The sequence below is a fragment of the Providencia sp. PROV080 genome (genome assembly GCF_033688105.1).
Taxonomy (GTDB): domain Bacteria; phylum Pseudomonadota; class Gammaproteobacteria; order Enterobacterales; family Enterobacteriaceae; genus Providencia; species Providencia zhejiangensis.
In genome coordinates, this window is record NZ_CP096346.1 from 3001752 (window position 1) to 3024559 (window position 22808).

The following is a 22808-nucleotide window of genomic DNA, read 5'->3' on the forward strand; positions in this document are numbered from 1 at the left end:
AACTATGCTAACTGTATGGGGTCGTAAAAACTCATCAAACGTCAAAAAAGTGCTTTGGTGCCTTGAAGAACTGAATGTTGCTTATAATCAAAAAGATGTTGGGGGTCCTTTTGGCGGACTTGATACACCTGAATATCAGAAAATGAACCCAAACGGCACTATCCCAACTTTACAGGATGATGACTTCACCCTGTGGGAATCAAATACCATTTTACGATACCTTACGGAAAAATTTGATCACTCTCACTTATTAGTCTCACAAAACCTCCAAGAGAAGGCTGCGGCAGACAAATGGTTGGACTGGGGATGTGGGACTTTATTCGACAGTATTAAACAAATGATGAATAAAATTGTGCGTGTTCCCGTCGCTGAGCGCGATCCTGAAGTCGCGCGTGCAATTTATCATCATCTTGAAAAATTGTTTAAAATTGCCGATGAGGCACTGGCAAATCAGCCTTATTTTAATGGCCAAAAATTTGGTATTGCCGATATCGCCATTGCCCCATTATTTTATCCATGGCATGAAATTGCCACCGAACGCCCTGAATTCCCTAATTTAGAGCGTTGGTATCAGCAATTAAAAACGCGCCCCGCTTTCCAAAAAATTGTGTTGATCCCACTGAAATAATTAAATTGTCATTGGCATATTCATCGGGTTTGGGTATTGATACTCAAACCCGAGTTCTTGGCAAATACGGTTACCGTTCACAATCTTTCCAGTTGTTGCTTCCGTTTCAAGCATAAACTCAGGCAATTCTAAATTTAGAGATTGGGAGGCTTGACGATAAAAATCAGCGCGTTGTGGATGCTCTGGTGCACACAAGTTATAAATATGCCCACCCTGAGGTTGTTTCAACAATAATTTGATTGCCTCAATCACATCATCTTGATGAACAATATTCACCGGCTGTTGCGCCCCTTTGAGTGATTTTTTGCCTGCAAGGAAACGTCCAGCATGGCGCTTCTCACCAACTAAGCCTGCGAGCCGTAAAATATCCACCGAAATATTTGGTAGCGCATGCAGCCAATTTTCAACATCAATCAAAGCTTGTGCTGATGCCGTGGTTGCCTGACGTTCGCTCTCTTCATTAACTTCACCGCTAAGATCACCATAAACCGACGTTGAAGAAGTGAAAATCACGCGGGGGATCCGAAAAGTTATCGCCGTATCGACAAGTAATTCAATTGTTTCAACATAAGCAGATACATTAATTTTTGAAGGTGGTAGTAAAATAATGAGTGCCCCTGCCTCTTCCATTAATTGAGCGAAATCAGTGGGATCACAGTCTAATTCCGGCGTTAATTGTAAATAATAACAATCAATCCCTATAGCACGAGCCGCCGCAATACCATCCGGCGTTGTTTTGGTACCAGAAACATCCATACCAGCAGCTAACAAGGCTCTCGCAAGCGGTAATCCCAACCAACCTAATCCAACAATCGCAACCTTTTTCATCTATCACCTCTGATTACCGATAACGACTTAATTTCATCTAGGTTAACTGAAAACCTTTTAACTTCCGAATATATTATTTATGCGATTATTCACTATGAAACCTCACTATCTAATTATTATTGGTTATTTTGCAAAAAACAGTTGCATTGTAGGGAGGAAATCGGATAGGTTGATAGGTAATGAATGTTTAAGCAACTAACACCATTACTAACGGAAGCTATTATGACTCGTATTTCTCGCAACCATCATCATCACCATCATCCTGATTAGTCTTTCGGGCGATGTGTGCTGGAAGACGATCAACGACTCTTCCGGTGGCTGAAATGCGAATTAGAGAAAACCCTCGGAAGATAATCTTCCGAGGGTTTTTTTATTATTAATCAAAAATATATTACAAAATAAGCAGGGTAAAATTATGTTGGACAAATCACGATTAAGAATTGCCATTCAAAAGTCAGGACGCTTAAGTGAAGACTCACAAGAACTACTTGCACGCTGTGGAATTAAAATCAATTTACAGCAACAGCGACTGATTGCTTATGCAGAAAATATGCCTATTGATTTACTGCGTGTACGTGATGACGATATCCCAGGACTGGTCATGGACGGCGTTGTAGACCTTGGAATTATCGGTGAAAACGTTCTTGAAGAAGAATTATTAAGCCGCCGCGCTCAAGGCGATAACCCCGCATACAAAACACTACGTCGTCTTGATTTTGGTGCTTGCCGCTTGTCATTAGCCGCACCCCTTGACTTTAACTACACAGGTGCAGAGTGCTTAAATGGCGCTCGTATTGCGACCTCTTACCCGAACTTATTAAAACGTTATTTCGATGAAAAAGGCATTCAATTTAAATCTTGCTTATTAAACGGCTCTGTCGAAGTCGCGCCTCGGGCAGGTCTTGCCGATGCCATTTGTGACCTAGTTTCTACTGGCGCAACACTCGAAGCGAATGGCCTCAAAGAAGTTGAAGTGATTTATCGTTCAAAAGCCTGCTTAATCCAACGTGACGGCGAAATTTCTTCAGATAAACAACAACTTATTGACCGCATGATGACTCGTATTCAGGGCGTTATTCAAGCTCGTGAATCCAAATACATCATGTTGCACGCTCCAAGTGAACGTTTGGAAGATATTATTGCATTGCTGCCAGGCGCAGAACGCCCAACTTTGCTCCCATTAGCAGGCGATCAAAATCGCGTAGCTATGCACATGGTCAGTAGCGAAACCTTGTTCTGGGAAACCATGGAAAAACTTAAAGCATTAGGTGCCAGCTCTATTTTAGTTCTGCCTATTGAAAAAATGATGGAGTAAGTGCAATGGAAATGGGATTTAACCAACCGATTCGCTGGTCAGAATGTAATGCAAATGAGCAAACAGCACTGCTGACACGCCCAGCCATTGCGGCATCAGACAATATTCGTCGCGCGGTCACACAGATCATTGAGCAAGTACAAGCTCGTGGCGACAATGCACTCATTGAATTTAGCCAACGTTTTGATAAAACGGCCATTTCTAGCATTCGAGTCATGCCAGATAGCATTGAGCAAGCTGAATCACGCCTCAATGACGACATCAAAGTTGCGATGAAAAATGCTATTGGTAATATCCGTCGTTTTCATGAAGCACAAAAACCTGAAGTTATTCGCGTTGAGACTCAGTCAGGCGTGGTTTGTCAACAAATCACCCGCCCAATTGATTCGGTTGGCTTATATATTCCCGGCGGCTCAGCGCCATTGCTCTCAACGGTAATGATGCTAGGCACCCCTGCACAAATTGCAGGTTGTCGACAAATTATCCTTTGCTCTCCCCCACCGATTGCGGATGAAATTCTCTATGCTGCAAAACTGTGTGGTATTGGCGATATCTTTCAGGTGGGCGGTGCGCAAGCCATTGCTGCAATGGCATTTGGTACAGAGAGTATCCCAGCGGTCGATAAGATTTTTGGCCCAGGCAATGCTTATGTAACAGAGGCGAAACGCCAAGTGAGCCAAAGCCACGAAGGAGCAGCCATTGATATGCCAGCAGGCCCATCAGAAGTGCTTGTTATTGCAGATAGCCAAGCAAACCCTGCATTTACAGCTTCAGATCTGTTATCGCAAGCTGAGCATGGACCTGATTCACAAGTTATTCTACTAACGGATAGCCAAGAATTTGCTATGCAGGTTATTGATGAAACAGAAAAACAACTGGCTGAATTATCACGTGCTGACATCGCGAGAGCCGCACTGAGTGCTAGTCGTGTAATTATCGCCGATTCAATTGCACAATGTGTCGAAATTAGCAATCGCTACGGGCCTGAACACCTGATTTTGCAAACTCGTAATGCCGATGCACTCGTTGACAGCATAACCAGTGCAGGCTCTGTGTTCGTCGGAGATTGGTCACCTGAATCAGCGGGCGATTATGCATCAGGAACTAATCATGTGCTGCCAACTTATGGCTATACATCGACATATTCCAGCTTGGGTCTTGCTGATTTTATGAAACGGATGACAGTACAAAAGCTTTCACCTCAAGGGTTACTCGGGTTAGCAACAACGATTGAAACACTCGCGCAAGCAGAGAGCCTAACCGCCCACAAAAATGCCGTAACATTACGTGTTACTGAACTCAAAAAACAAAGTCAGGAGTAAGTGATGAGCGAAAACTTTAAAGCCGCTAGCCTTGCGCGTGAAAATGTGAAAGTGATGACCCCTTATATGTCTGCTCGTCGCTTAGGTGGTAACGGCGATGTTTGGTTAAATGCCAATGAATACCCTATTGCACCAGAATTCCAATTTAACGAACGTAATCTAAACCGTTACCCAGAATGCCAGCCCGCCAGTGTCATTCTCAACTATGCCGCTTATGCAAATGTTGCTCCTGAGCAAGTATTAGTTTGCCGAGGTGCCGATGAATCTATCGAACTGCTGATCCGTGCATTTTGTGAACCGGGCAAAGACGCTGTGATGTTTTGTCCTCCAACCTATGGTATGTATAGTGTCAGCGCTGAAACTTTTGGCGTAGAACAGAAAAAAATTCCCGCTTTACCAGACTGGTCATTAAATATTGATGCCATTCGTGAAAATTTGCCAAACACCAAATTGATCTATATTTGTAGCCCAAATAATCCAACTGGCAACATCATCGATAATAAGGCACTGCGTGAAGTGCTCGACATGGCGGCGGGTCAAGCGCTTGTGGTTGTTGATGAAGCCTATATTGAATTTTGCCCACAATACAGTGTGGCAGGCTGGCTCGCTAACTATCCAAACCTTGTGGTATTAAGAACATTATCAAAAGCCTTTGCGCTGGCTGGCCTACGTTGTGGTTTCACATTAGCCTCCGCCGATGTAATCGAAATACTCTTAAAAGTGATCGCTCCTTATCCTCTTTCGACACCCGTTGCGATGATAGCCGCAGAAGCATTGAGCGTGGAAGGAATAGCGACAATGAAACACCGTGTCGCAACAATCACGAATGATCGTATTGCCTTGTCTGAAGCGCTAGCGGAACTCTCTATCGTAGAAAAAGTGTATCCCAGTGAGACCAACTATATTTTGGTGCGTTTTACGGATGGAAATAAAGTATTTAAAGCGCTGTGGGAACAAGGCATTATTTTGCGTGACCAAAGTAAACAGCCAGGACTTTCTAACTGCCTACGCATCACTGTGGGTACTGAAACCGAAAACGTGCGTGTTATTGAAGCTATTGAAGCCCTTTGCTAAACCTGAAATAGGAAATATTCATGAGCCAAAAAATTCTTTTTATTGACCGTGATGGTACATTAATCACTGAACCACCTACTGATTTTCAGGTCGATAGCCTAAGCAAATTAGCTTTTGAAAAAGCAGTGATTCCAAGCCTGCTGGCCTTACAAAAAGCCAACTACCGCTTAGTCATGGTCACCAATCAAGATGGTTTAGGTACCGACAGCTTCCCAACCGCTGATTTCGAACCACCACACAACTTAATGATGCAGGTTTTTGAGTCACAAGGGATTAATTTTGACGATGTATTGATTTGTCCTCACAAACCCGCGGATGGCTGTAACTGCCGTAAACCAAAACTAGGCTTAGTGGAAAACTACCTAGTTGAAGGTAAATTAGATAAAGCGAACAGTTATGTGATTGGTGATCGTGAAACTGACCTACAATTGGCCGAAAATATGGGGATCCAAGGCCTACGCTATAGCCCTGATTCACTTGATTGGGTGGCTATCACCGATAAATTAACTCAGCGTGATCGCCATGCAATCGTTGAGCGTGTCACAAAAGAAACCAATATTCGCGTCGAACTCTGGCTTGATCGTGAGGGTGGAAGCGAAATCAATACGGGTGTCGGCTTCTTTGACCACATGCTTGACCAGATCGCCACTCACGGTGGTTTCCGTTTGAATATCCAAGTTAAAGGTGACCTGTTTATTGATGACCACCACACCGTAGAAGATACGGGTTTGGCACTCGGTGAAGCATTACGCGTTGCTCTCGGCGATAAACGTGGTATCGCACGCTTTGGCTTTGTACTCCCAATGGATGAGTGCCAAGCGCGTTGTGCATTAGACATTTCAGGCCGACCACACCTTGAATATAAAGCAGAATTTAAATACCAACGTGTTGGTGACCTCAGCACTGAAATGATCGAACACTTTTTCAGCTCCCTATCCTATGCGATGGGATGTACCTTACACCTGAAAACGAAAGGGAAAAACGATCACCACAAAGCTGAAAGCCTATTTAAGGTATTTGGTCGTACCTTACGTCAAGCTATCCGCGTTGAAGGAGATACGTTACCTAGCTCGAAAGGGGTTCTCTAATGAACGTTGTTATCCTTGATACAGGCTGTGCAAATTTGTCTTCTGTGGCCTATGCCGTCAAACGTTTAGGCTATACCCCACAGATCAGCCGTGATACCAACACCATTTTACAAGCAGATAAAGTTTTCCTACCGGGTGTCGGAACTGCAAGCGCAGCGATGGAACAACTCCAGCAACGTGAACTGATCCCCTTAATTAAAACACTGACTCAGCCTGTTTTAGGTATTTGTTTAGGTATGCAATTAATGGGGAGTGTTAGTGAAGAAGGAAAATCGTTGATCCCACTGCTTGGCTTGATAGATAGCCCAGTCCAAAAAATGAATGCGGATGGTTTACCTGTTCCTCATAGTGGCTGGAATCAAGTCAAACCTTTAGCAGGCCACCCTTTATTTAAAGGGATCCGCGACGATGCTTACTTCTATTTTGTGCATAGCTACTCCATGCCTATTTCAGGCAATACCATTGCACAAACCCAATACGGTAATCCATTTAGCAGTGCTGTCAATCAGGATAATTTTTATGGTGTTCAGTTTCACCCTGAGCGCTCGGGAGCAGCTGGCTCTCGCCTGATCCAAAACTTTTTGGAGATGTAATTGAGATGATCATTCCTGCTTTAGATCTTATTGATGGTAATGTTGTTCGTTTACATCAAGGCGATTATGCCAAGCAAACCGCTTACGGCAGTGATCCCCTGCCACGCTTACAACAATACCAACAAGAAGGCGCAAAATTATTACACTTAGTTGATTTAACTGGGGCAAAAGATCCACAAAAACGCCAAATTCCCCTCCTTAAAAAACTGTTAGCTGGAGTGTCTGTACCCGTTCAAGTCGGTGGCGGGATCCGCACAGAAGAGGATGTAAAAGCACTTTTAGATGCAGGGGCTACACGGGTGGTTATTGGTTCAACCGCGGTGAAACAGCCTGAATTAGTTAAAACCTGGTTCGAACGTTATGGTGGAGAAGCCATCGTACTCGCCCTTGATGTGCGAATTAACCAACAAGGTATAAAAGAGATTGCCATCAGTGGTTGGCAAGAAAACTCTAATCTTTCATTAGAACAAGCCATTGAAATGTATCAACCTTATGGGTTAAAGCACGTTTTATGCACGGATATTTCTAAAGATGGCACATTGGCAGGTTCAAATGTCAATTTATACCAAGAAATTAGCCAAAAATATCCAGCTATTGCATTTCAAGCATCTGGTGGTATTGGCTCTTTGGCGGATATCGCTGCTATTCCAGGGTCAGGCGCCGCGGGGGTGATTGTTGGTCGTGCCCTACTCGAAGGCAAATTCACAGTCGCGGAGGCAATCGCATGTTGGCAAAACGCATAATTCCTTGTTTGGATGTTCGGGATGGACAAGTAGTAAAAGGGGTTCAATTTCGTCATCATGAGATTATTGGTGATATCGTTCCACTGGCACAGCGCTATGCCCAAGAAGGTGCTGATGAACTGGTATTTTACGATATTACAGCATCATCTGATGGAAGAGTGGTCGATAAGAGTTGGGTATCAAAAGTTGCAGAAGTCATTGATATTCCATTTTGCGTTGCGGGTGGTATCAAAAGTGTTGAAGACGCGGCGCAAATTTTATCATTTGGCGCTGATAAAATATCCATTAACTCACCAGCGCTATCGGATCCAACACTAATTAGCCGCCTTGCTGATCGTTTTGGCGTACAATGCATTGTCGTCGGTATCGATACCTGGTTTGACCATGAAACGGGTGACTACCTCGTTTATCAATTTACAGGGGATGAAAAACGGACCACCCAAACACGCTGGAAAACCCTCGATTGGGTCACTGAAGTTCAACAACGAGGTGCCGGTGAAATTGTCTTAAATATGATGAACCAAGACGGTGTACGCCAAGGCTATGATTTAATCCAACTGAAAAAAGTCCGTGATGTCTGCCAAGTGCCATTAATCGCCTCTGGTGGTGCTGGTGAAATGGTACATTTCTTAGATGCTTTTACTGAAGCAAAGGTTGATGGTGCCCTCGCCGCATCCGTCTTCCACAAGCAAATCATCAATATTGGTGAATTAAAGCAATACCTTGCAGAAAATGGAGTTCAAATAAGAGTATGTTAACCACAGAACAATGTCGCCAACTTGCTTGGCAAAAAGTGGATGGATTAATGCCCGTGGTTGTGCAACACGCAACTTCTGGCGATGTATTAATGTTAGGTTATATGAACCCAGAAGCGTTGCAAGCCACATTAGATAGCCGCAAGGTAACCTTTTATTCACGAACCAAACAGCGCTTATGGACTAAAGGCGAAACATCGGGCAACTATCTTAATTTAGTCGATATCTATCCTGATTGTGATAGTGATACGCTACTCGCCCTAGTGCAACCGGTTGGACCAACTTGCCACAATGGTACGGAGAGCTGTTTTGCTCCCGCTCAAAGTGATTGGGGATTCTTATTTGAGCTGGAAACCTTATTAAAATCACGTAAGTGTGCTGATCCGGAAAGCTCATATACGGCGCGTCTATATGCAAGTGGTACTAAACGTATCGCTCAAAAAGTTGGCGAAGAAGGCGTTGAAACGGCACTTGCAGCCACAGTCAATGATCGTGCTGAGCTAACGAATGAAGCCGCCGATCTAATGTACCACCTGCTGGTACTCTTACAGGACCAAGATCTTGATTTAAGCACCATTATCAAACGTCTGAAAGAACGCCATCAATAATAATGCGGTAGCCTGCTTAAGGTGGGCTACCCAATATAACAAAATGCGCTGATACTTGATCGTCGACCAAATCCTCTCTATTCTCTTACCTATAAGTGGCGACTTAGATAACTGAGTCAACCAATTCACGTAAAAGCCTATTTTAATCAACATGCGATATAGACAATGAGTTCGCTATTAACTTAAAAACTCTCTTATTGCGTTGCCTAGCTCCCATTATTTCTTCCAATTTTCATATCATATCCATGGTATTTAGCTTGTTATCTAATTTTGCTACTATCTCAACTGTTTATTTTTATAAAAAAGGAACCGTCGTGTCAGAAAGCCCTATTTTTATTCAATTAACCCAATTACTTGATAAACAGAATGCGCGTTACCGCGTGATGGAACATCCAACGGCAGGTAAATCAGAAGAAGTGGCAAAAATACGTGGCACACAATTAGGTCAAGGTGCTAAAGGCTTAGTTTGCCACGTTAAAGGAAATGGTATTCGTCAACATGTTCTTGCTATCCTTCCTGCTGATAAACAAGCGGATTTAACGAAGATCGCTCATGCCATCGGAGGCACTCGCGCCTCATTAGCAAGCCCAAAAGAAGTGGATGAATTAACTCAATGTGTTTTTGGTGCAATCCCGCCCTTTAGTTTCCACCCATCTCTAAAACTCATTGCTGATCCTTATTTATTTGTTCGTTTTGAAGAGCTGGCTTTTAATGCAGGAACACTTGAGCGCTCAGTTATTTTGAATACAGAAGATTACCGTCGTATTGCTAATCCAACTTTAGTCGATTTTATTCGAGATGATGAATAAAAGTAAAAGTACCTATTTTTAAGTAAAATCAAGTATCATATTTTTTAAGACTGCTACACTTAATAGTGACTGTTATTCACTCTTAAGGAGAATATAATGAGTTTATTCGACAAAGCAGAAAGCAAAGCTAGAGAAGCAACAGGTACAGCAGAACAAGTCTACGGTGAAGCAACGGGTTCTGCTGAGCATCAAATAAAAGGTACTGTCAGAAAATGTGCAGCTCAAGGCTGTGACACGCTCAATTCTGCTGTGGATACAGTAAAAAGTAATCCTCTTGCCGCAGCAACTGTCGCTGCTGGTATCGGATTTATATTCGGTTATTTAGCCGGCAAAAAATAATTCTGATAAATAAAATGCAAAAAGGGAATGATAATAAACTCATTCCCTATGTATTATTTATTTTAAATATTTAGCCAAGGCTATTTTCAAAGCTGTTATATCTGAATTACACAAATAAGGCTTTAAGGCATTAAATTGTGCTTCTGGCCAATCGTAGATCTTTAATGCCAGAAGTTCTGCAATGATATCAGGCGCAAAACGATAGCTAATCCGTTTAGCCGGATTGCCACCCACAATACTGTATGGCTCGACATCCTTCACCACAACACTATTTGCTGCGATAACTGCGCCTTCACCAATGTTTATACCTGGCATAATCAATGCCCGCATTCCAATCCAAGCTCCGTCATCGATAACAGTATCGCCTTTACCTACATAGGCTTCATTAACATATTCAATAAATGGATATAAACAAAACCAATCTGTTCTGTGAGTATGGTTTCCCCCCATCAATATGACGGCTTCTCCCCCAATACACACATAATCGCCAATATAAAGTTGATCGACATCCCAAGGTAATTGCCAATCACGGCTGACTTCATCCCCTTGTAAATAGCGGACTACTGATTGTTCAAACCCATTATCCCAGCAGTCACTATAATAACTATGACGTCCTTTGATATGGATATTCGGATTCTGTACAACTTCGTGTAAAAGTTGATATTTTGACCAATGTTTCTGATTCATGGTAACAATCCTAATTATAAAATTATTATTACCATAGAACGCTGTCTATGGTGATGTATTCGCGCTCAAAAACACATCACCTTTAGCAACCCTTGGCTGCTTTAATAACGGATTTATCATCTATCTTTTCTCTACTTAACGCGTTAATTTTAATCTGGTATTTCGTGCAACCAACGCAATCACTCCGCCTACTAACATTAACATAGCTAATGCCCAATTTGCAGGTAAGGGAGAGCTAATCGCCAATAAACTCAGAGCTGCACCTACTGCCATTTGAATAAAACCCACTAAAGCCGAAGCCGTTCCTGCCTCTTTTTCAAAAGGTTCTAAAGCATAACTCGTTGCGGTTCCCATCATAAAGGCAAGGCCTGTACAGGCACACGCTACAGGTAACATATAAGCTAACCAGTGGTTTTGTAACTCTGTTGGTAAGACAAGCAAACCGAATAACAAGCCTAAACACCCCGCTATCATAAATAGGCTGCCGGCTTTTAAACAGTTAGGGCGACCAATTTTGGGGATATAATAGTTAGCAATGTAACTCGCAAACATAATCCAAAAACCATTAGCACCAAACGCCAATGAAAACTCTAGTGGCGTGAGTCCTGCATCTCCCATTAAGACAATCGGTGCGAATGAAACATACGTCAGAACCATGCCCATACTACCTGCATTCACCAATGCAAAAATAATAAAGTGCTTGTTACGCAAGATATGCAGGTAGTGATTGAGTTGCAACTTCTTCACATTTTGCAAACTCGCTGGGCGAGTTTCGGGCAAAAATGCGATGACTAACATTAAAATGAGTACCGCATAGAGAGCCAAAAACCAAAAAGGGGCTCGCCATCCCCAATATTCAGCGAGAAAGCCCCCCAAAAGCGGAGCTAATGCTGGTACGATATTGAGCGTTCCATTTAAAAAACCAAATGCACGCGCAGCTTCCGTGCCGTTCATCCGATCACGAACACCACTAAAAGCCACAACGCCAGTGCAACAAACAGCGACCCCCTGTAATACCCTAGCGGCAATAAAAATTTCCGGGGTTGTTGATAACGCTGCGACAGTTGAACCGACAATGTAAATTAGGATGCCCACAATCGCGATGGGCTTACGTCCATATCGGTCGATCAAGGGGCCAGAAATTAACTGCCCTATACCAAAAATTAGTATAAATAATGCAATAGTAGACTGGATCAGCGACTCGGGCGCCCCTAACGCAATCGCAATTGTAGGAATTGTTGGCAGATATAAATCAATTGCCAATGGACTCAGCAGCACAAGTAACAGCAGCAAGACAAGGAACTTTCGCATAAATAGAATTCTTACTTATAATCATAAAATGATTAGATAGGCTTACAGTAATAACTGAGACCTAAGAATAAAAACAAGCTTTCGATTCTATCAGTATCATCAATCAAAACCATACTCGATCCAATAATAAAGATAAAAACGACCAATAAGTATTGATAGTACATCCCTATTTTTATACTTAAAAATAAAAAAGGTGCTGGAAAACCAGCACCTTAATAATTTAATACGTTATTTTAACGTATTATTCCATCCATTCGGTATGGAACACACCTTCTTTATCAGTACGCTTATAAGTGTGAGCACCAAAGTAATCACGTTGCGCTTGAATTAGGTTTGCAGGCAATACCGCTGAACGGTAGCTATCGTAATAAGAAATTGCCGCAGAGAAGGTCGGTGTTGGGATGCCGTTTTGTACGCCATAGCACACCACATCACGTAGTGCTTGCTGATATTCATCAGCGATTTGCTTAAAGTATGGCGCTAACAGCAAGTTAGCGATCTGTGCATTATCATTGTATGCATCAGTGATTTTTTGCAAGAATTGTGCACGAATGATACAACCCGCGCGGAAAATTTTAGCAATTTCACCGTAGTTCAGATCCCAATTGTATTCATCTGAAGCGGCTTTCAGTTGTTGGAAGCCTTGGGCATAAGAAACAATTTTACCTAAGTAGAGTGCACGACGAACTTTCTCAATAAATTGTTTTTTATCGCCTTCAACAGGCTTCAATACTGGACCTGTTAGTACTTTAGATGCGGCAACACGTTGGTCTTTCAGGAAAGAGATATAACGTGCAAATACAGATTCAGTGATCAACGTTACTGGGATACCTAAATCCAATGAACTTTGGCTCGTCCATTTACCTGTACCTTTATTCGCTGCTTCATCTAAAATCACATCAACCAAATATTTTCCATCTTCATCTTTTTTCTTGAAGATATCCGCAGTGATTTCGATCAGATAGCTACTAAGTTCGCCTTGGTTCCAATCAGCAAAAATTTCCGCCAACTCTTCATTGCTCAGGTTTAAAGAACCTTTTAGCAATGAATATGCTTCAGCGATCAACTGCATGTCACCGTATTCGATACCATTGTGAACCATTTTCACATAGTGACCAGCACCATCTGGACCGATATAAGTTACGCAAGGCTCGCCTTCGGCTTTAGCGGCAATTTCTTTCAAAATTGGTGCAACCAGCTCATAAGCTTCTTTTTGACCACCAGGCATGATAGATGGGCCTTTTAGAGCGCCTTCTTCACCACCAGAAACCCCTGTACCGATAAAGTTAAAGCCTTGCTCAGACAGTTCACGGTTACGACGGATAGTATCTTTATACAGAGTGTTGCCGCCATCAATCAGGATATCACCTTTGTCTAGATGCGGAGTCAATGCAGCAATCGTTTTATCCGTTGCTTCACCCGCTTTCACCATCAACAGGATACGGCGTGGTTTTTCCAGAGAGTCGACAAACTCTTCAATCGTGTAGCTGGGAACTAATTTTTTCCCTGGATTTTCGGCAATAACTTCATCCGTTTTATCTTTTGAACGGTTGAAAATAGAGACGGAATAACCACGGCTTTCAATATTCAGGGCAAGATTGCGCCCCATGACAGCCATACCGACAACACCAATCTGTTGCTTTGACATGAAAAACTCCTGTCTGATTAGGACCTAAGCCAGCCATTTTTATGCTGGCAATTCTGTTAACAGGATCACATGTTAACTCAGGTTTGTTCTGCTGGGTAGTTATTGATGCAATCGATGACGCAAACGGAATATTATTTGTAGATTATCGTCTCATACGCGACAATTTTTATTGAAATTTAGGGAAACAAACCGCATTATTCACGAGTCGGCATATGCCGTCATATCAGAAGGTAAAACAAACTGTATGGAATGGATCGCAGATCCTTCGATTTGGGCGGGGCTTGCCACCTTAATCGTTCTAGAAATCGTTCTTGGTATTGATAACCTCGTCTTTATTGCCATTTTGGCAGACAAACTGCCGCAAAAATTGCGTGATAGGGCTCGTGTGACGGGTCTCATGCTCGCTCTCGTGATGCGAGTTATTCTGCTATTTAGCTTGTCTTGGCTAATCACTCTCACCAAGCCTTTAATAACATTATTCGATCATCCATTTAGCGCCCGAGATCTCATCATGTTGGTGGGTGGGTTATTCTTGCTATTTAAAGCCACAATGGAGTTAAACGAACGATTAGAGGGGGGGGATGAGCACACCGCTAATCAACGAAAAACATCGAATTTCTGGGCTGTTGTTGCACAAATTATCGTCCTAGATGCGGTATTCTCTCTTGACTCAGTCATTACCGCCGTTGGGATGGTTGACCATATTGGGGTTATGGTTGCAGCAGTGACTATTGCCATGATCCTTATGATATGGGCAAGTAAGCCGCTAACATCGTTCGTCAACAATCACCCAACTATTGTGATCTTATGTCTCAGCTTCTTGCTGATGATCGGCTTTAGTTTAGTTGCTGAAGGCTTTGGTTACGCAATACCAAAAGGTTATCTGTATGCTGCGATTGGCTTCTCTATTATGATTGAAGTCTTAAACCAGTTTGCACAATTTAACCGTCGCAAATTCCTCAAAGGTAGTCGTCCACTTCGTGAACGTACGGCTGAAGCCGTTTTACGTATTCTAAGTGGTAACCACGAACGTGCGGAGCTAGATGCGCACACTTCAGACTTAATCGCGGACAACCAAGCGGTTTTTGACCCTCAAGAGCGCCAGATGATCGCCCGTGTTTTAGGTATGGCTCAACGTAATGTCGAAAGTATTATGACATCACGTCATGATGTGGAATATCTCGATGTCAATAAGTCTGCCAATGAGCTGCTGCAATTGCTGGAAAAAAATCCGCATTCACGTTTTGTTGTTATCGATGAAACCGTGAGTGATGAGCCTGTTGGTGTTGTTCACATGCTCGATTTAGTCAAACAGCAGTTAAGTGGTCAGCCGCTAAACTTACGAGCTTTGATTACTCAACCTCTTATCTTCCCTGAAGGTCTCTCGCTATTAAAAGCATTGGAGCAGTTTCGTAAAGCACAGACTCACTTTGCTTTTGTCGTCGACGAGTTTGGCTCTGTCGAGGGTGTTGTCACCTTAACGGATGTGATGGAAACGATCGCCGGTAACTTACCAGATGGTGAAGAAGAAAATGACTCACGTCATGATATTCAAAAGCTAGAAAATGGGAGTTGGATTGCTAACGGCTTTATGCCATTAGAAGATTTGATCCTATTTGTTCCTATGGAACTGGATGAAAAGCGCGAATATGAAACCATTGCAGGCTTATTGATGGAACACCTACAACGAGTACCTGAAGAAGGTGAACAAATTGAAGTCAATGGCTGCATTTTCCAGCCGCTTGAAATCAAAAACCACCGTATTAGTAAAGTGCTCATTGTTCCGCCGAAAGTACCGGAAGAAGACGAAGAAGAATAATTTTTGTTTATTCATACAATACCGGCCAAATTGGCCGGTATTTTTTTATAGTGCGGATAAGTATTTCCATAACAAGTCACTTGAAGCGCCAAAATAACAGCGTTTTTTAAAAGCATTAATCATTTGATTGTTCAATAATTCGGATAACTTAATAAGGTTATTCGAGGTTAACATGGTCCAGTCAATCACTCATAAAGCATTAAATTACACACAACAGTTACAACAGCCACAAACAACAGCTTACAACTCAGGTATTACTGGAAATATCAAACGTACAACCAATAATGTTCAATCAAATCCAGTTCTAAATCAGCAAAACACGTCTAAAGTTGATAGTGGAATCTTTAAGCTTAAAGAATTAAAAGGAATAGAAAAAGAGGTTAACTCTATTCAGCAAAAAATGAAGACATTATTAGAAAATATAGGTCATGAACGAGGAGCGATGGAGAGAGAAAATAATAAAAAAGAGTTAACAATATTTTCAAACACGCTTCATTCTCTGAAGGCTAAAACAGCAAACTATCAAGAAAGGCTCAATAGCGTAAACTATAAGCAAAATTCTAAAAAACGGGAAATGCTTGCAAAATTTGAAAGTAAATTAAATACAGCAAGCTTAGATAAAGATATGGTTGAATCAAAAGAAGGCTATAAAAATATGAAAGCTACTCAAGAAGCCAATAAAAAATTTGATAACACAACGCCAAAATACGTCACCCCTCGTAGTTTACTCTAATCATTTTATCCCAATAAATGGCATCATGACCTATGATGCCATTTATCAATAGAAAAGCTATAGTGCATTCAGCAAATCACTCAATCCTTTTTGTTCCTCTTTCTTCAAAAAGTTCCCTAATGCCTCTTTGGCTTGTGTCTTTAATTCATTACGTAGCAATCTTTCAACATTAAGTTGATATTGTAAGTTGCTCCAACCGCCATAAATACGTAGCGGTATTGTCATTGATTGCAGTTGTTGAATAAAGCGAGAGTCTCCGCCCCAACCTTGCGTAATTTGCACACCGAGGTTCACATCCAATGTTTCTGCTGGCACATTTGCCCATCCTTGCCCCGTAATTGAAATTAAAGGAGAAGTTGCATTCATGGATGCAATGTTAATCGTGCCTTTATTTAAGCGACCATTAACGGTGAATTGCTCTACTTCAGTATAATTACCTGTATTAACAGGTGCATTGATTTTATTGGTCACCCGTGAAATAGATTGTTGGATTAATAATGGAATATTTAATCCTGCTAAGCGTGCATTTTGTAAACTGAAATTCACAGGGCCTTGCCATAAATTTTTCACCGCATAATCATCATAACCTGGGCCCGATAAATCGGCATTGATTGTCACAATACCACTCAGTTTTTCTGGCATATTAAACGCTTTCAACAATGGCGTTAAATTAATATTTTGAATATTAGGTTTCGCTGTAACTTGCGCTGGAATATTTGAGTAATTAATAGTCACAGGAAGCGAAAACTGGCCATTAAAGGCCTGACCTTCTAATTGGGAAATGGTTAATTGCGGCGCTTGGTTTTGTGCTGCAAATTTTACCGCATTCACTGCCATTCCACGATAAACTAAATTCTCAATATTTAAATTAATATTTCCAGTAAATGATTTTAGGTTAGATAAATCATATTTCTGTGTTTCTTTTCCAGAAATCACCGGTTTAACGCCAACGCGAGTAGAAAGGTTCGTTTCATTAGACGAATTAGCCGCTGTACTTGAATTTGGTGCGCCAATTAATTTATCAAGATTTAACGTTTGAGAAGATAACTGAACATTAATATCTGGAATAGCCCCTAATTTTGCTTCAACGTGACCCGTTAAATCACTGTCATTGGCTTTAATCGCGATGTTATGTAAACTCGCTGTTGCAATATTATCTTTAATATAAGCAAAATCACTGGTCAGTTGTCCGGTGATCCCACCTTCAGGTAAATCAACCCCCGTGAAAGTATAATCAAACTGAGTTAATTGACCATTAATTTGATGTGATAGTTGGGAAAGATCAAGTTCTGCCCGCGCATCAAAACGTAGCTCTTGTTGATTCTTATTTAAGTTGCCGCTGAATTTAGCGCTGATTTTGCGCTTATCACTTTTCTTTAAAGAAAGATCAATATTGCGTAGATTGTACTCATCATTTTGTGTTTTCCAGATCACTAAGCTATTTGATATTTCAACTTTTTCGATATCTAATAACCATTGATTTTTTTCTGGAGAATTTGGTGTTCTTTGGTTACCGGCAGGCGCAATAGGTGAGTTCGCATTCATTTGGGGTTCGCTTTCAGGCGTGTGGCGAATCACTGCACCATCGACAACAATTTGTTCGACGGATAAATGATGAGAAAGTAGCGGCCATAATTCCACATCTAAGCGCATATTCTCCGCACTTAAAACAGGTTGGCTGGCATTGGGAGCGGTAATCGAAACAGGGCCGGTAATAATACTCAGTGTTGGCCAAACATGCCAACGCATATCCCCTTTAAAGTCAATTTGATACCCGCTTTTTTTCTCAACTTTTTCCACAAGATATTGCCTAAAGTCGTTTGGGTTAACCAACATCACTAATGCGGTTAGACCAACCACAATCACGACTAGCAAAATGACCAGTGTCGTCAGAAATCGTTTCATTCTTCCCTCACTAAAATTATGTCTGCTACGCCACACAAAAGGCTCACACTACACCTATCCCTGCGCTATGCGGAATTACCCCATATAAGCAATAATTCCGTCATACATATTACTATCAGTCCTCACTGATACGACTACCAACCGCCCCTTGCTGATTTTTATATTTCGCATCTTGTCGGCTATTATAGGGGCGATCTGCGCTGCCTGATAATGGCTCAAAACTTAACGCACCAATCACCATTCCAGGGCGCAAAGCAAGTGGTAGCTTGCCTGAATTATAAAACTCTAGCACGATTTGCCCACACCAACCGGGATCGATTCGATGTGCTGTCACATGCACCATTAAACCTAATCGCGCCAATGAAGAACGGCCATCTAACCATCCTACGAGGTTATCAGGCAGGGTAACAGACTCAAGAGTGACTGCAAGTGCTAATTCTCCTGGGTGAAGGAAAAATGGCTCATTATCATTGAGAATAATTTCATCGCTCATCACACGGTCAAGCGCTGCATTTACTTCATCTTTCGGGCCACTTAGGTCAATAAAAGCGGCGGTATGTCCTCGAAAAACTCGAAATTGATTTCCTAGGCGCACATCTGCTGTTGCTCCATTGATCCGTTCAATAGGTGGACGAGGGCTAATAACTAACTTTCCTTCATCCATCCATTGAATAATATCGCGGTCACAAAGACGCATGATTATATCCCCCTTCATTATTTTTTATCGCCATGTCGCCTAGCCAAGTTTAGTCTTGGCAAAATTCGCCGATTTTTGCTTTTAAGATATCAATTGCCACACGGTTTTTACCGCCACGAGGCACAATAATATCGGCATACTGCTTCGACGGCTCAATAAACTGTAAGAACATAGGACGCACGGTTTTATTATATTGTTCAATAACCGAATCTAATGTTCTCCCTCTCTCATTTACATCACGTTTTATCCGTCTCATCAAGCAAATATCAAGCGGGGTATCAACAAAGATCGAAAAATCCATCTCTTCACGTAAACGTTTATCCGTAAGCAGTAAAATCCCCTCGATAATAATGACTTTTTTAGGTTTGAAGTGAATGCTGGTTTCTTTACGTGTATGAGCGACATAGTCATATTGAGGAATTTCTACAGATTTACCGCTTTTTAATGCTTTAAGATGTTGATAAAGCAGGCTATGGTCCATGGAGTTTGGGTGGTCGTAATTGACTTTTAACCGCTCTTCCATTGGTATATCTGTTTGATCTTTATAGTAACAGTCTTCTGGTATAACACCGATATTATGATCACCGACCTTTTCCCTTAATTCTCTATATAAGGTACTTGCGATAAGGCTTTTTCCGGATGCAGAAGCTCCTGATATACCTACAATGGTACATTGATGCGCTATGTCAGTCATAAAATGATAACCTGGTTAAATAAATCTGAAATGAAATGCCTAACTTTATCTTCACAAAGTTATGGTTGCCGGAATTATAGGAGTTAATGGCGTGAGGTTCCAGCTTCGCAACACAAACAGACTCAAAAAATACCAAATATTAATGGGAAACATCATAAAAAGTGTATGTCAATATGTGACTAAAATAGTGTGCCCCAAATTGTTATCACTCAACCCGCTAAAATTTTTTACGGCCTTCTAAAGCTGCAATGCGATTTTCTATCGATGGATGCGTCGACAATATCGAATCACCTTTATTAAAGATATAGGCTGCACTACGGTATGCATCACCAATACCCGACTTATCATATTGCTGTTTTTCATGCTGACCCGAAATTTTTTTCAGTGCGCTGATCATAGCTTGATTATCGGTGGTTAAATCAACAGCCGCTGCATCGGCCATATATTCACGCGTTCGCGAAAGATAAAAATAGAGAATTTGGGTGATCCACGGTAAAACAAAGTTAAGAGCTAATAGAATTAGCTGTGCTTTATTAGATGCACTATTTCGGCTACGCCCTGCCGTCCGAATAAATAGTTGGCTAAATATATTCGTAATAGTCAGGATCACATTCGCTAAAATACCAACATACAATGTCAATTTAGAATCACCATGAATAATATGCCCAACTTCATGAGCCATCACCGCTTGAACTTCGTGACGATTGAGTGTTTGCAATAAACCTCGAGTGACACCGACTAAAGCGTTTTTAGCGCCCCAACCGGCAGCAAATGCGTTAGGCTCATCACTGTCTAAAATATACAGCCGAGGCACATAGCGTAAAGTAGCACTTAAACTGAGCTCTTCTAAAATATTATACAGTTGTCTTTCTTCAGGAGTGCTGGCATTTTGCGCTGTAATTTCTTTTGCGTTCAGACCTGCTAACATCATTTTATGGCCACGAAAATGAATATATACCAATCCTAAAACGGTAAGCCCTAAAATAATTAATGTTGCTACTGGTAGTTTTTCAAAAGTCACAAATATGAGCATATTTTCAAAAAATCCAATACGCTCGTCTGAGTGCGTCGCTGTATCTGCTAATAAACCGACGATCAGCATAATAAATATATAACTAATGACCACCAATCGCGTACGAAAATTATTTTTACGTATGATGTTTCTAAAATCCATGAACAAGTACTCTGTATAATTTGTTAGGGGCATCCCCCTAACAAATATCATTAACGATTGTCGTTTTTAATCAAAATTAATACGGCGAGCTTCCTCACTCTTAATCGTTTCTTCATCAAGACGCCAGTAGTCTTTATCGATTTTCAAACTCGGAATAATGCCGACGATAAGCGCTGCTGGCATTGACGCAATATACGCTTTGTAGCTTTCCAATGCGCGATTATAACCGCGTTTCGCAAACGAAAGTTTATTCTCTGATGAAACGATTTCCTCTTGTAAATTGGCCATAATCGCGTCTGATTTCAGCTCTGGATAGGCTTCTACAGCAACATTAATCGCACCACTGGTCACCATTTTTGATAAAGCATCTTCCGCTTCTCGCGCCTGTGCACCTGTTGCGGTTTGAGCTTTTGTTCTCAGCTCAGTAATTTTACTGAAAACCTCTGACTCATGACTTAAATATTTTTTGACCGTTGCCAGCAAACTATCAAATACTTTTCCACGGCGATCTAATTGCACTGAGATTTCAGTTTCGCTCGATATAACAGCTTCACGCATGGCGACAATACGGTTATAAAAGTAAATAACAATCAATACTAAAACGACAATCAAAATTAAAAATTTCATAATCACCTTTTAGGCATCCGCCATAGGAAAAAAATGCAATATTAATGCCCTAACTTAACAGGTATTCATTAAACATTATATATTCAGCATTCTACGCTATCCTCATGAAATAGAGAAATAACCAAATAATAAATCAGAAAAATCGAAATGAGTTAAATCAGGAAGAAGCGGTGTTAGTAAGCTGAAAAATAAGGATCTATCCCATTAAATTGAAATAGATCCTTACAATAAGCAGAGTATTAAACTGCGCGGAATGAGATCTCAGTTGGGATTTTATCCCCTTCCCAGTACATTAGTGACGAAATATTTGACGCAATTTCTCGATAAATATCCGCAAATTCACCTTCAGGGTCACGCATCACCGTTGGTTGACCACGATCTAAGTCTTCACGCAGTGAGATATGCAATGGAATTTGCCCTAACAGTTTAGTGTTATATTTCTCAGCGAGTTTCTCTGCACCACCAGTACCAAAAATCGGCTCGACATGCCCACAATTGCTACAGATATGTGCGCTCATGTTTTCCACAATGCCAAGGACAGGGACATTCACTTTCTTAAACATCACAATCCCTTTCATCGCATCCACCAGCGCGATATCTTGTGGCGTTGTCACAACCACAGCACCTGTAACCGGAATATTTTGTGACAGCGTCAACTGAATATCCCCCGTACCCGGTGGCATATCGATAACTAAATAATCTAAATCTGGCCATAATGTATCTTGCAACATTTGCATCAACGCTTTACTTGCCATTGGGCCACGCCAGACCATTGCATTGTCATCAGTAACCAAATAACCGATTGAGTTTGTCGCGAGGCCATATGCCATAATCGGTGCCATGTGCTGGCCATCTGGTGATGTTGGACGCTCCATGGTAGTTCCCAGCATGTTAGGGATCGATGGACCATAAATATCCGCATCAAGAATACCGACTTTTGCCCCTTCTTGAGCTAGTGCTAACGCAAGGTTGACAGAGGTACTGGATTTACCGACCCCACCTTTACCAGAACTCACAGCCAAAATATTACGCACACCATTAATGCCAGCTAAATCATTTGCACGTTTTAGTGTCGTTATGTCGTGACGTAGTTTCCATTCAACTGCGTGAGCGCCAGTAACTTGTTTCAGTTCTGCCGTTTTTTCGCTGATCAGTGCCTGAAAAGGCCCTTTCCAAACGAATGGCATCACGAGTTCGACATGCAACACATTATCCAACATTGCGCAATGATGTAATGCTTTGATAGAAATCAGATTGCGCTTCAGTGTTGGGTGTGTAAATGAAGCCAAAACAGTGGAGACTTTTTCAGTCAGCAGTTCTGGGTTGTTCTGCTCGGGGGATTTATCGTTCATCCCGGCTCCTTTATTTTATATTTTTAACACTATGATATACCCCAAATAATTCGAGGTGC

Annotated in this window: 23 protein-coding genes and 1 other annotated feature; of the genes, 13 read left to right on the forward strand and 10 right to left on the reverse strand. The window is 41.6% G+C overall.

The features are described from left to right. Window positions 1-4 precede the first annotated feature (4 nt). Window positions 5-628 carry a glutathione S-transferase family protein gene (locus tag M1F03_RS13285; protein ID WP_154622055.1) on the forward strand — a complete coding sequence of 208 codons (624 nt, stop codon included), beginning with the start codon at window positions 5-7 and terminating at the stop codon, window positions 626-628. On the opposite strand, the gene M1F03_RS13290 is transcribed toward M1F03_RS13285, so the two are convergent. Beyond that, entirely contained in the window at window positions 629-1456 is an 828-nt protein-coding gene (locus tag M1F03_RS13290; protein ID WP_251464529.1) for an SDR family oxidoreductase, read from the reverse strand. A 245-nt stretch (window positions 1457-1701) separates the two neighbouring features. After that, window positions 1702-1830 (forward strand) — a sequence feature (His leader region). A 41-nt stretch (window positions 1831-1871) separates the two neighbouring features. On the opposite strand from M1F03_RS13290, the gene hisG reads away from it, so the two are divergent. The 10 genes from hisG to M1F03_RS13340 all read left to right on the forward strand — a co-directional run bounded on the left by hisG (window position 1872) and on the right by M1F03_RS13340 (window position 10102). After that, a complete protein-coding gene (gene hisG / locus M1F03_RS13295) occupies window positions 1872-2771 on the forward strand; it encodes an ATP phosphoribosyltransferase (RefSeq protein ID WP_163862678.1) in 900 nt (299 codons plus the stop codon). A 5-nt stretch (window positions 2772-2776) separates the two neighbouring features. Further along, a complete protein-coding gene (hisD, locus tag M1F03_RS13300) occupies window positions 2777-4093 on the forward strand; it encodes a histidinol dehydrogenase (RefSeq protein WP_251464530.1) in 1317 nt (438 codons plus the stop codon). Between the two features lie 3 nt (window positions 4094-4096). After that, window positions 4097-5167, forward strand: coding sequence for a histidinol-phosphate transaminase (gene hisC, locus M1F03_RS13305; RefSeq protein WP_154624469.1), 1071 nt, complete (start codon window positions 4097-4099; stop codon window positions 5165-5167). Window positions 5168-5187: 20 nt separating this feature from the next. After that, complete coding sequence (gene hisB / locus M1F03_RS13310) at window positions 5188-6255, forward strand: bifunctional histidinol-phosphatase/imidazoleglycerol-phosphate dehydratase HisB (RefSeq protein ID WP_154624470.1); 1068 nt, start codon at window positions 5188-5190, stop codon at window positions 6253-6255. Continuing rightward, complete coding sequence (gene hisH / locus M1F03_RS13315; RefSeq protein ID WP_251464531.1) at window positions 6255-6848, forward strand: imidazole glycerol phosphate synthase subunit HisH; 594 nt, start codon at window positions 6255-6257, stop codon at window positions 6846-6848. The genes hisB and hisH overlap by 1 nt, the downstream gene beginning before the upstream one ends. A gap of 5 nt (window positions 6849-6853) precedes the next feature. Continuing rightward, the gene (gene hisA / locus M1F03_RS13320; RefSeq protein ID WP_154624472.1) at window positions 6854-7591 is read left to right on the forward strand and encodes a 1-(5-phosphoribosyl)-5-[(5-phosphoribosylamino)methylideneamino]imidazole-4-carboxamide isomerase; all 738 of its coding nucleotides are present in this window, start codon (window positions 6854-6856) and stop codon (window positions 7589-7591) included. Beyond that, window positions 7573-8349, forward strand: a complete 777-nt coding sequence (gene hisF / locus M1F03_RS13325; protein WP_154624473.1) for an imidazole glycerol phosphate synthase subunit HisF — start codon at window positions 7573-7575, stop codon at window positions 8347-8349. The genes hisA and hisF overlap by 19 nt, the downstream gene beginning before the upstream one ends. Then, window positions 8343-8954 (forward strand): bifunctional phosphoribosyl-AMP cyclohydrolase/phosphoribosyl-ATP diphosphatase HisIE, encoded by a 612-nt coding sequence (gene hisIE, locus M1F03_RS13330; protein ID WP_154624475.1) that lies wholly within the window; start codon window positions 8343-8345, stop codon window positions 8952-8954. Before hisF ends, hisIE begins: the two co-directional genes overlap by 7 nt. Before the next feature lie 383 nt (window positions 8955-9337). Then, the gene (locus M1F03_RS13335) at window positions 9338-9763 is read left to right on the forward strand and encodes a YbaK/prolyl-tRNA synthetase associated domain-containing protein (RefSeq protein WP_230085899.1); all 426 of its coding nucleotides are present in this window, start codon (window positions 9338-9340) and stop codon (window positions 9761-9763) included. Between the two features lie 96 nt (window positions 9764-9859). After that, window positions 9860-10102 (forward strand): DUF883 C-terminal domain-containing protein, encoded by a 243-nt coding sequence (locus M1F03_RS13340; RefSeq protein ID WP_251464532.1) that lies wholly within the window; start codon window positions 9860-9862, stop codon window positions 10100-10102. 57 nt (window positions 10103-10159) lie between these two features. Here M1F03_RS13340 and M1F03_RS13345 read toward each other — a convergent pair whose 3' ends face one another. The 3 genes from M1F03_RS13345 to gndA all read right to left on the reverse strand — a co-directional run bounded on the left by M1F03_RS13345 (window position 10160) and on the right by gndA (window position 13748). Further along, complete coding sequence (locus M1F03_RS13345; RefSeq protein ID WP_251464533.1) at window positions 10160-10789, reverse strand: CatB-related O-acetyltransferase; 630 nt, start codon at window positions 10787-10789, stop codon at window positions 10160-10162. Between the two features lie 135 nt (window positions 10790-10924). Continuing rightward, window positions 10925-12100: a multidrug effflux MFS transporter gene (locus M1F03_RS13350; protein WP_318839953.1), complete on the reverse strand. Its 1176-nt coding sequence runs from the start codon at window positions 12098-12100 to the stop codon at window positions 10925-10927. Window positions 12101-12341: 241 nt separating this feature from the next. Further along, window positions 12342-13748 (reverse strand): NADP-dependent phosphogluconate dehydrogenase, encoded by a 1407-nt coding sequence (gndA, locus tag M1F03_RS13355; RefSeq protein ID WP_154624480.1) that lies wholly within the window; start codon window positions 13746-13748, stop codon window positions 12342-12344. 244 nt (window positions 13749-13992) lie between these two features. Here gndA and M1F03_RS13360 point away from each other — a divergent pair, with 244 nt between their 5' ends. Both M1F03_RS13360 and M1F03_RS13365 read left to right on the forward strand, forming a co-directional pair. Then, the gene (locus M1F03_RS13360; protein WP_251464534.1) at window positions 13993-15567 is read left to right on the forward strand and encodes a TerC family protein; all 1575 of its coding nucleotides are present in this window, start codon (window positions 13993-13995) and stop codon (window positions 15565-15567) included. Window positions 15568-15739: 172 nt separating this feature from the next. Beyond that, window positions 15740-16300 (forward strand): hypothetical protein, encoded by a 561-nt coding sequence (locus M1F03_RS13365; protein WP_251464535.1) that lies wholly within the window; start codon window positions 15740-15742, stop codon window positions 16298-16300. Window positions 16301-16357: 57 nt separating this feature from the next. Here M1F03_RS13365 and asmA read toward each other — a convergent pair whose 3' ends face one another. The 6 genes from asmA to apbC all read right to left on the reverse strand — a co-directional run bounded on the left by asmA (window position 16358) and on the right by apbC (window position 22749). Then, entirely contained in the window at window positions 16358-18205 is a 1848-nt protein-coding gene (asmA, locus tag M1F03_RS13370; RefSeq protein ID WP_251464536.1) for an outer membrane assembly protein AsmA, read from the reverse strand. Window positions 18206-18320: 115 nt separating this feature from the next. Continuing rightward, the gene (gene dcd / locus M1F03_RS13375; protein WP_154624485.1) at window positions 18321-18902 is read right to left on the reverse strand and encodes a dCTP deaminase; all 582 of its coding nucleotides are present in this window, start codon (window positions 18900-18902) and stop codon (window positions 18321-18323) included. Between the two features lie 49 nt (window positions 18903-18951). After that, window positions 18952-19596 carry a uridine kinase gene (gene udk, locus M1F03_RS13380; RefSeq protein ID WP_154624486.1) on the reverse strand — a complete coding sequence of 215 codons (645 nt, stop codon included), beginning with the start codon at window positions 19594-19596 and terminating at the stop codon, window positions 18952-18954. A 217-nt stretch (window positions 19597-19813) separates the two neighbouring features. Further along, window positions 19814-20770: a zinc metalloprotease HtpX gene (gene htpX / locus M1F03_RS13385; RefSeq protein ID WP_163862687.1), complete on the reverse strand. Its 957-nt coding sequence runs from the start codon at window positions 20768-20770 to the stop codon at window positions 19814-19816. 66 nt (window positions 20771-20836) lie between these two features. Next, window positions 20837-21397, reverse strand: coding sequence for a LemA family protein (locus M1F03_RS13390; RefSeq protein ID WP_154624489.1), 561 nt, complete (start codon window positions 21395-21397; stop codon window positions 20837-20839). A gap of 239 nt (window positions 21398-21636) precedes the next feature. After that, the gene (gene apbC / locus M1F03_RS13395) at window positions 21637-22749 is read right to left on the reverse strand and encodes an iron-sulfur cluster carrier protein ApbC (protein WP_154624490.1); all 1113 of its coding nucleotides are present in this window, start codon (window positions 22747-22749) and stop codon (window positions 21637-21639) included. Window positions 22750-22808 lie beyond the last annotated feature (59 nt).

Excerpts from the sequence above, each read along its gene's own strand:
- hisG (WP_163862678.1), top strand. The coding sequence starts at position 1,872 with ATGTTGGACAAATCACGATTAAGAATTGCCATTCAAAAGTCAGGACGC.
- gndA (WP_154624480.1), bottom strand. The coding sequence starts at position 13,748 with ATGTCAAAGCAACAGATTGGTGTTGTCGGTATGGCTGTCATGGGGCGC.
- apbC (WP_154624490.1), bottom strand. The coding sequence starts at position 22,749 with ATGAACGATAAATCCCCCGAGCAGAACAACCCAGAACTGCTGACTGAA.
- hisC (WP_154624469.1), top strand. The coding sequence starts at position 4,097 with ATGAGCGAAAACTTTAAAGCCGCTAGCCTTGCGCGTGAAAATGTGAAA.
- M1F03_RS13365 (WP_251464535.1), top strand. The coding sequence starts at position 15,740 with ATGGTCCAGTCAATCACTCATAAAGCATTAAATTACACACAACAGTTA.
- M1F03_RS13290 (WP_251464529.1), bottom strand. The coding sequence starts at position 1,456 with ATGAAAAAGGTTGCGATTGTTGGATTAGGTTGGTTGGGATTACCGCTT.
- asmA (WP_251464536.1), bottom strand. The coding sequence starts at position 18,205 with ATGAAACGATTTCTGACGACACTGGTCATTTTGCTAGTCGTGATTGTG.
- htpX (WP_163862687.1), bottom strand. The coding sequence starts at position 20,770 with ATGGATTTTAGAAACATCATACGTAAAAATAATTTTCGTACGCGATTG.
- hisD (WP_251464530.1), top strand. The coding sequence starts at position 2,777 with ATGGAAATGGGATTTAACCAACCGATTCGCTGGTCAGAATGTAATGCA.
- hisH (WP_251464531.1), top strand. The coding sequence starts at position 6,255 with ATGAACGTTGTTATCCTTGATACAGGCTGTGCAAATTTGTCTTCTGTG.
- M1F03_RS13340 (WP_251464532.1), top strand. The coding sequence starts at position 9,860 with ATGAGTTTATTCGACAAAGCAGAAAGCAAAGCTAGAGAAGCAACAGGT.
- dcd (WP_154624485.1), bottom strand. The coding sequence starts at position 18,902 with ATGCGTCTTTGTGACCGCGATATTATTCAATGGATGGATGAAGGAAAG.
- M1F03_RS13350 (WP_318839953.1), bottom strand. The coding sequence starts at position 12,100 with ATGCGAAAGTTCCTTGTCTTGCTGCTGTTACTTGTGCTGCTGAGTCCA.
- M1F03_RS13335 (WP_230085899.1), top strand. The coding sequence starts at position 9,338 with ATGGAACATCCAACGGCAGGTAAATCAGAAGAAGTGGCAAAAATACGT.
- udk (WP_154624486.1), bottom strand. The coding sequence starts at position 19,596 with ATGACTGACATAGCGCATCAATGTACCATTGTAGGTATATCAGGAGCT.
- hisA (WP_154624472.1), top strand. The coding sequence starts at position 6,854 with ATGATCATTCCTGCTTTAGATCTTATTGATGGTAATGTTGTTCGTTTA.
- M1F03_RS13285 (WP_154622055.1), top strand. The coding sequence starts at position 5 with ATGCTAACTGTATGGGGTCGTAAAAACTCATCAAACGTCAAAAAAGTG.
- hisIE (WP_154624475.1), top strand. The coding sequence starts at position 8,343 with ATGTTAACCACAGAACAATGTCGCCAACTTGCTTGGCAAAAAGTGGAT.
- hisB (WP_154624470.1), top strand. The coding sequence starts at position 5,188 with ATGAGCCAAAAAATTCTTTTTATTGACCGTGATGGTACATTAATCACT.
- M1F03_RS13360 (WP_251464534.1), top strand. The coding sequence starts at position 13,993 with ATGGAATGGATCGCAGATCCTTCGATTTGGGCGGGGCTTGCCACCTTA.
- M1F03_RS13345 (WP_251464533.1), bottom strand. The coding sequence starts at position 10,789 with ATGAATCAGAAACATTGGTCAAAATATCAACTTTTACACGAAGTTGTA.
- M1F03_RS13390 (WP_154624489.1), bottom strand. The coding sequence starts at position 21,397 with ATGAAATTTTTAATTTTGATTGTCGTTTTAGTATTGATTGTTATTTAC.
- hisF (WP_154624473.1), top strand. The coding sequence starts at position 7,573 with ATGTTGGCAAAACGCATAATTCCTTGTTTGGATGTTCGGGATGGACAA.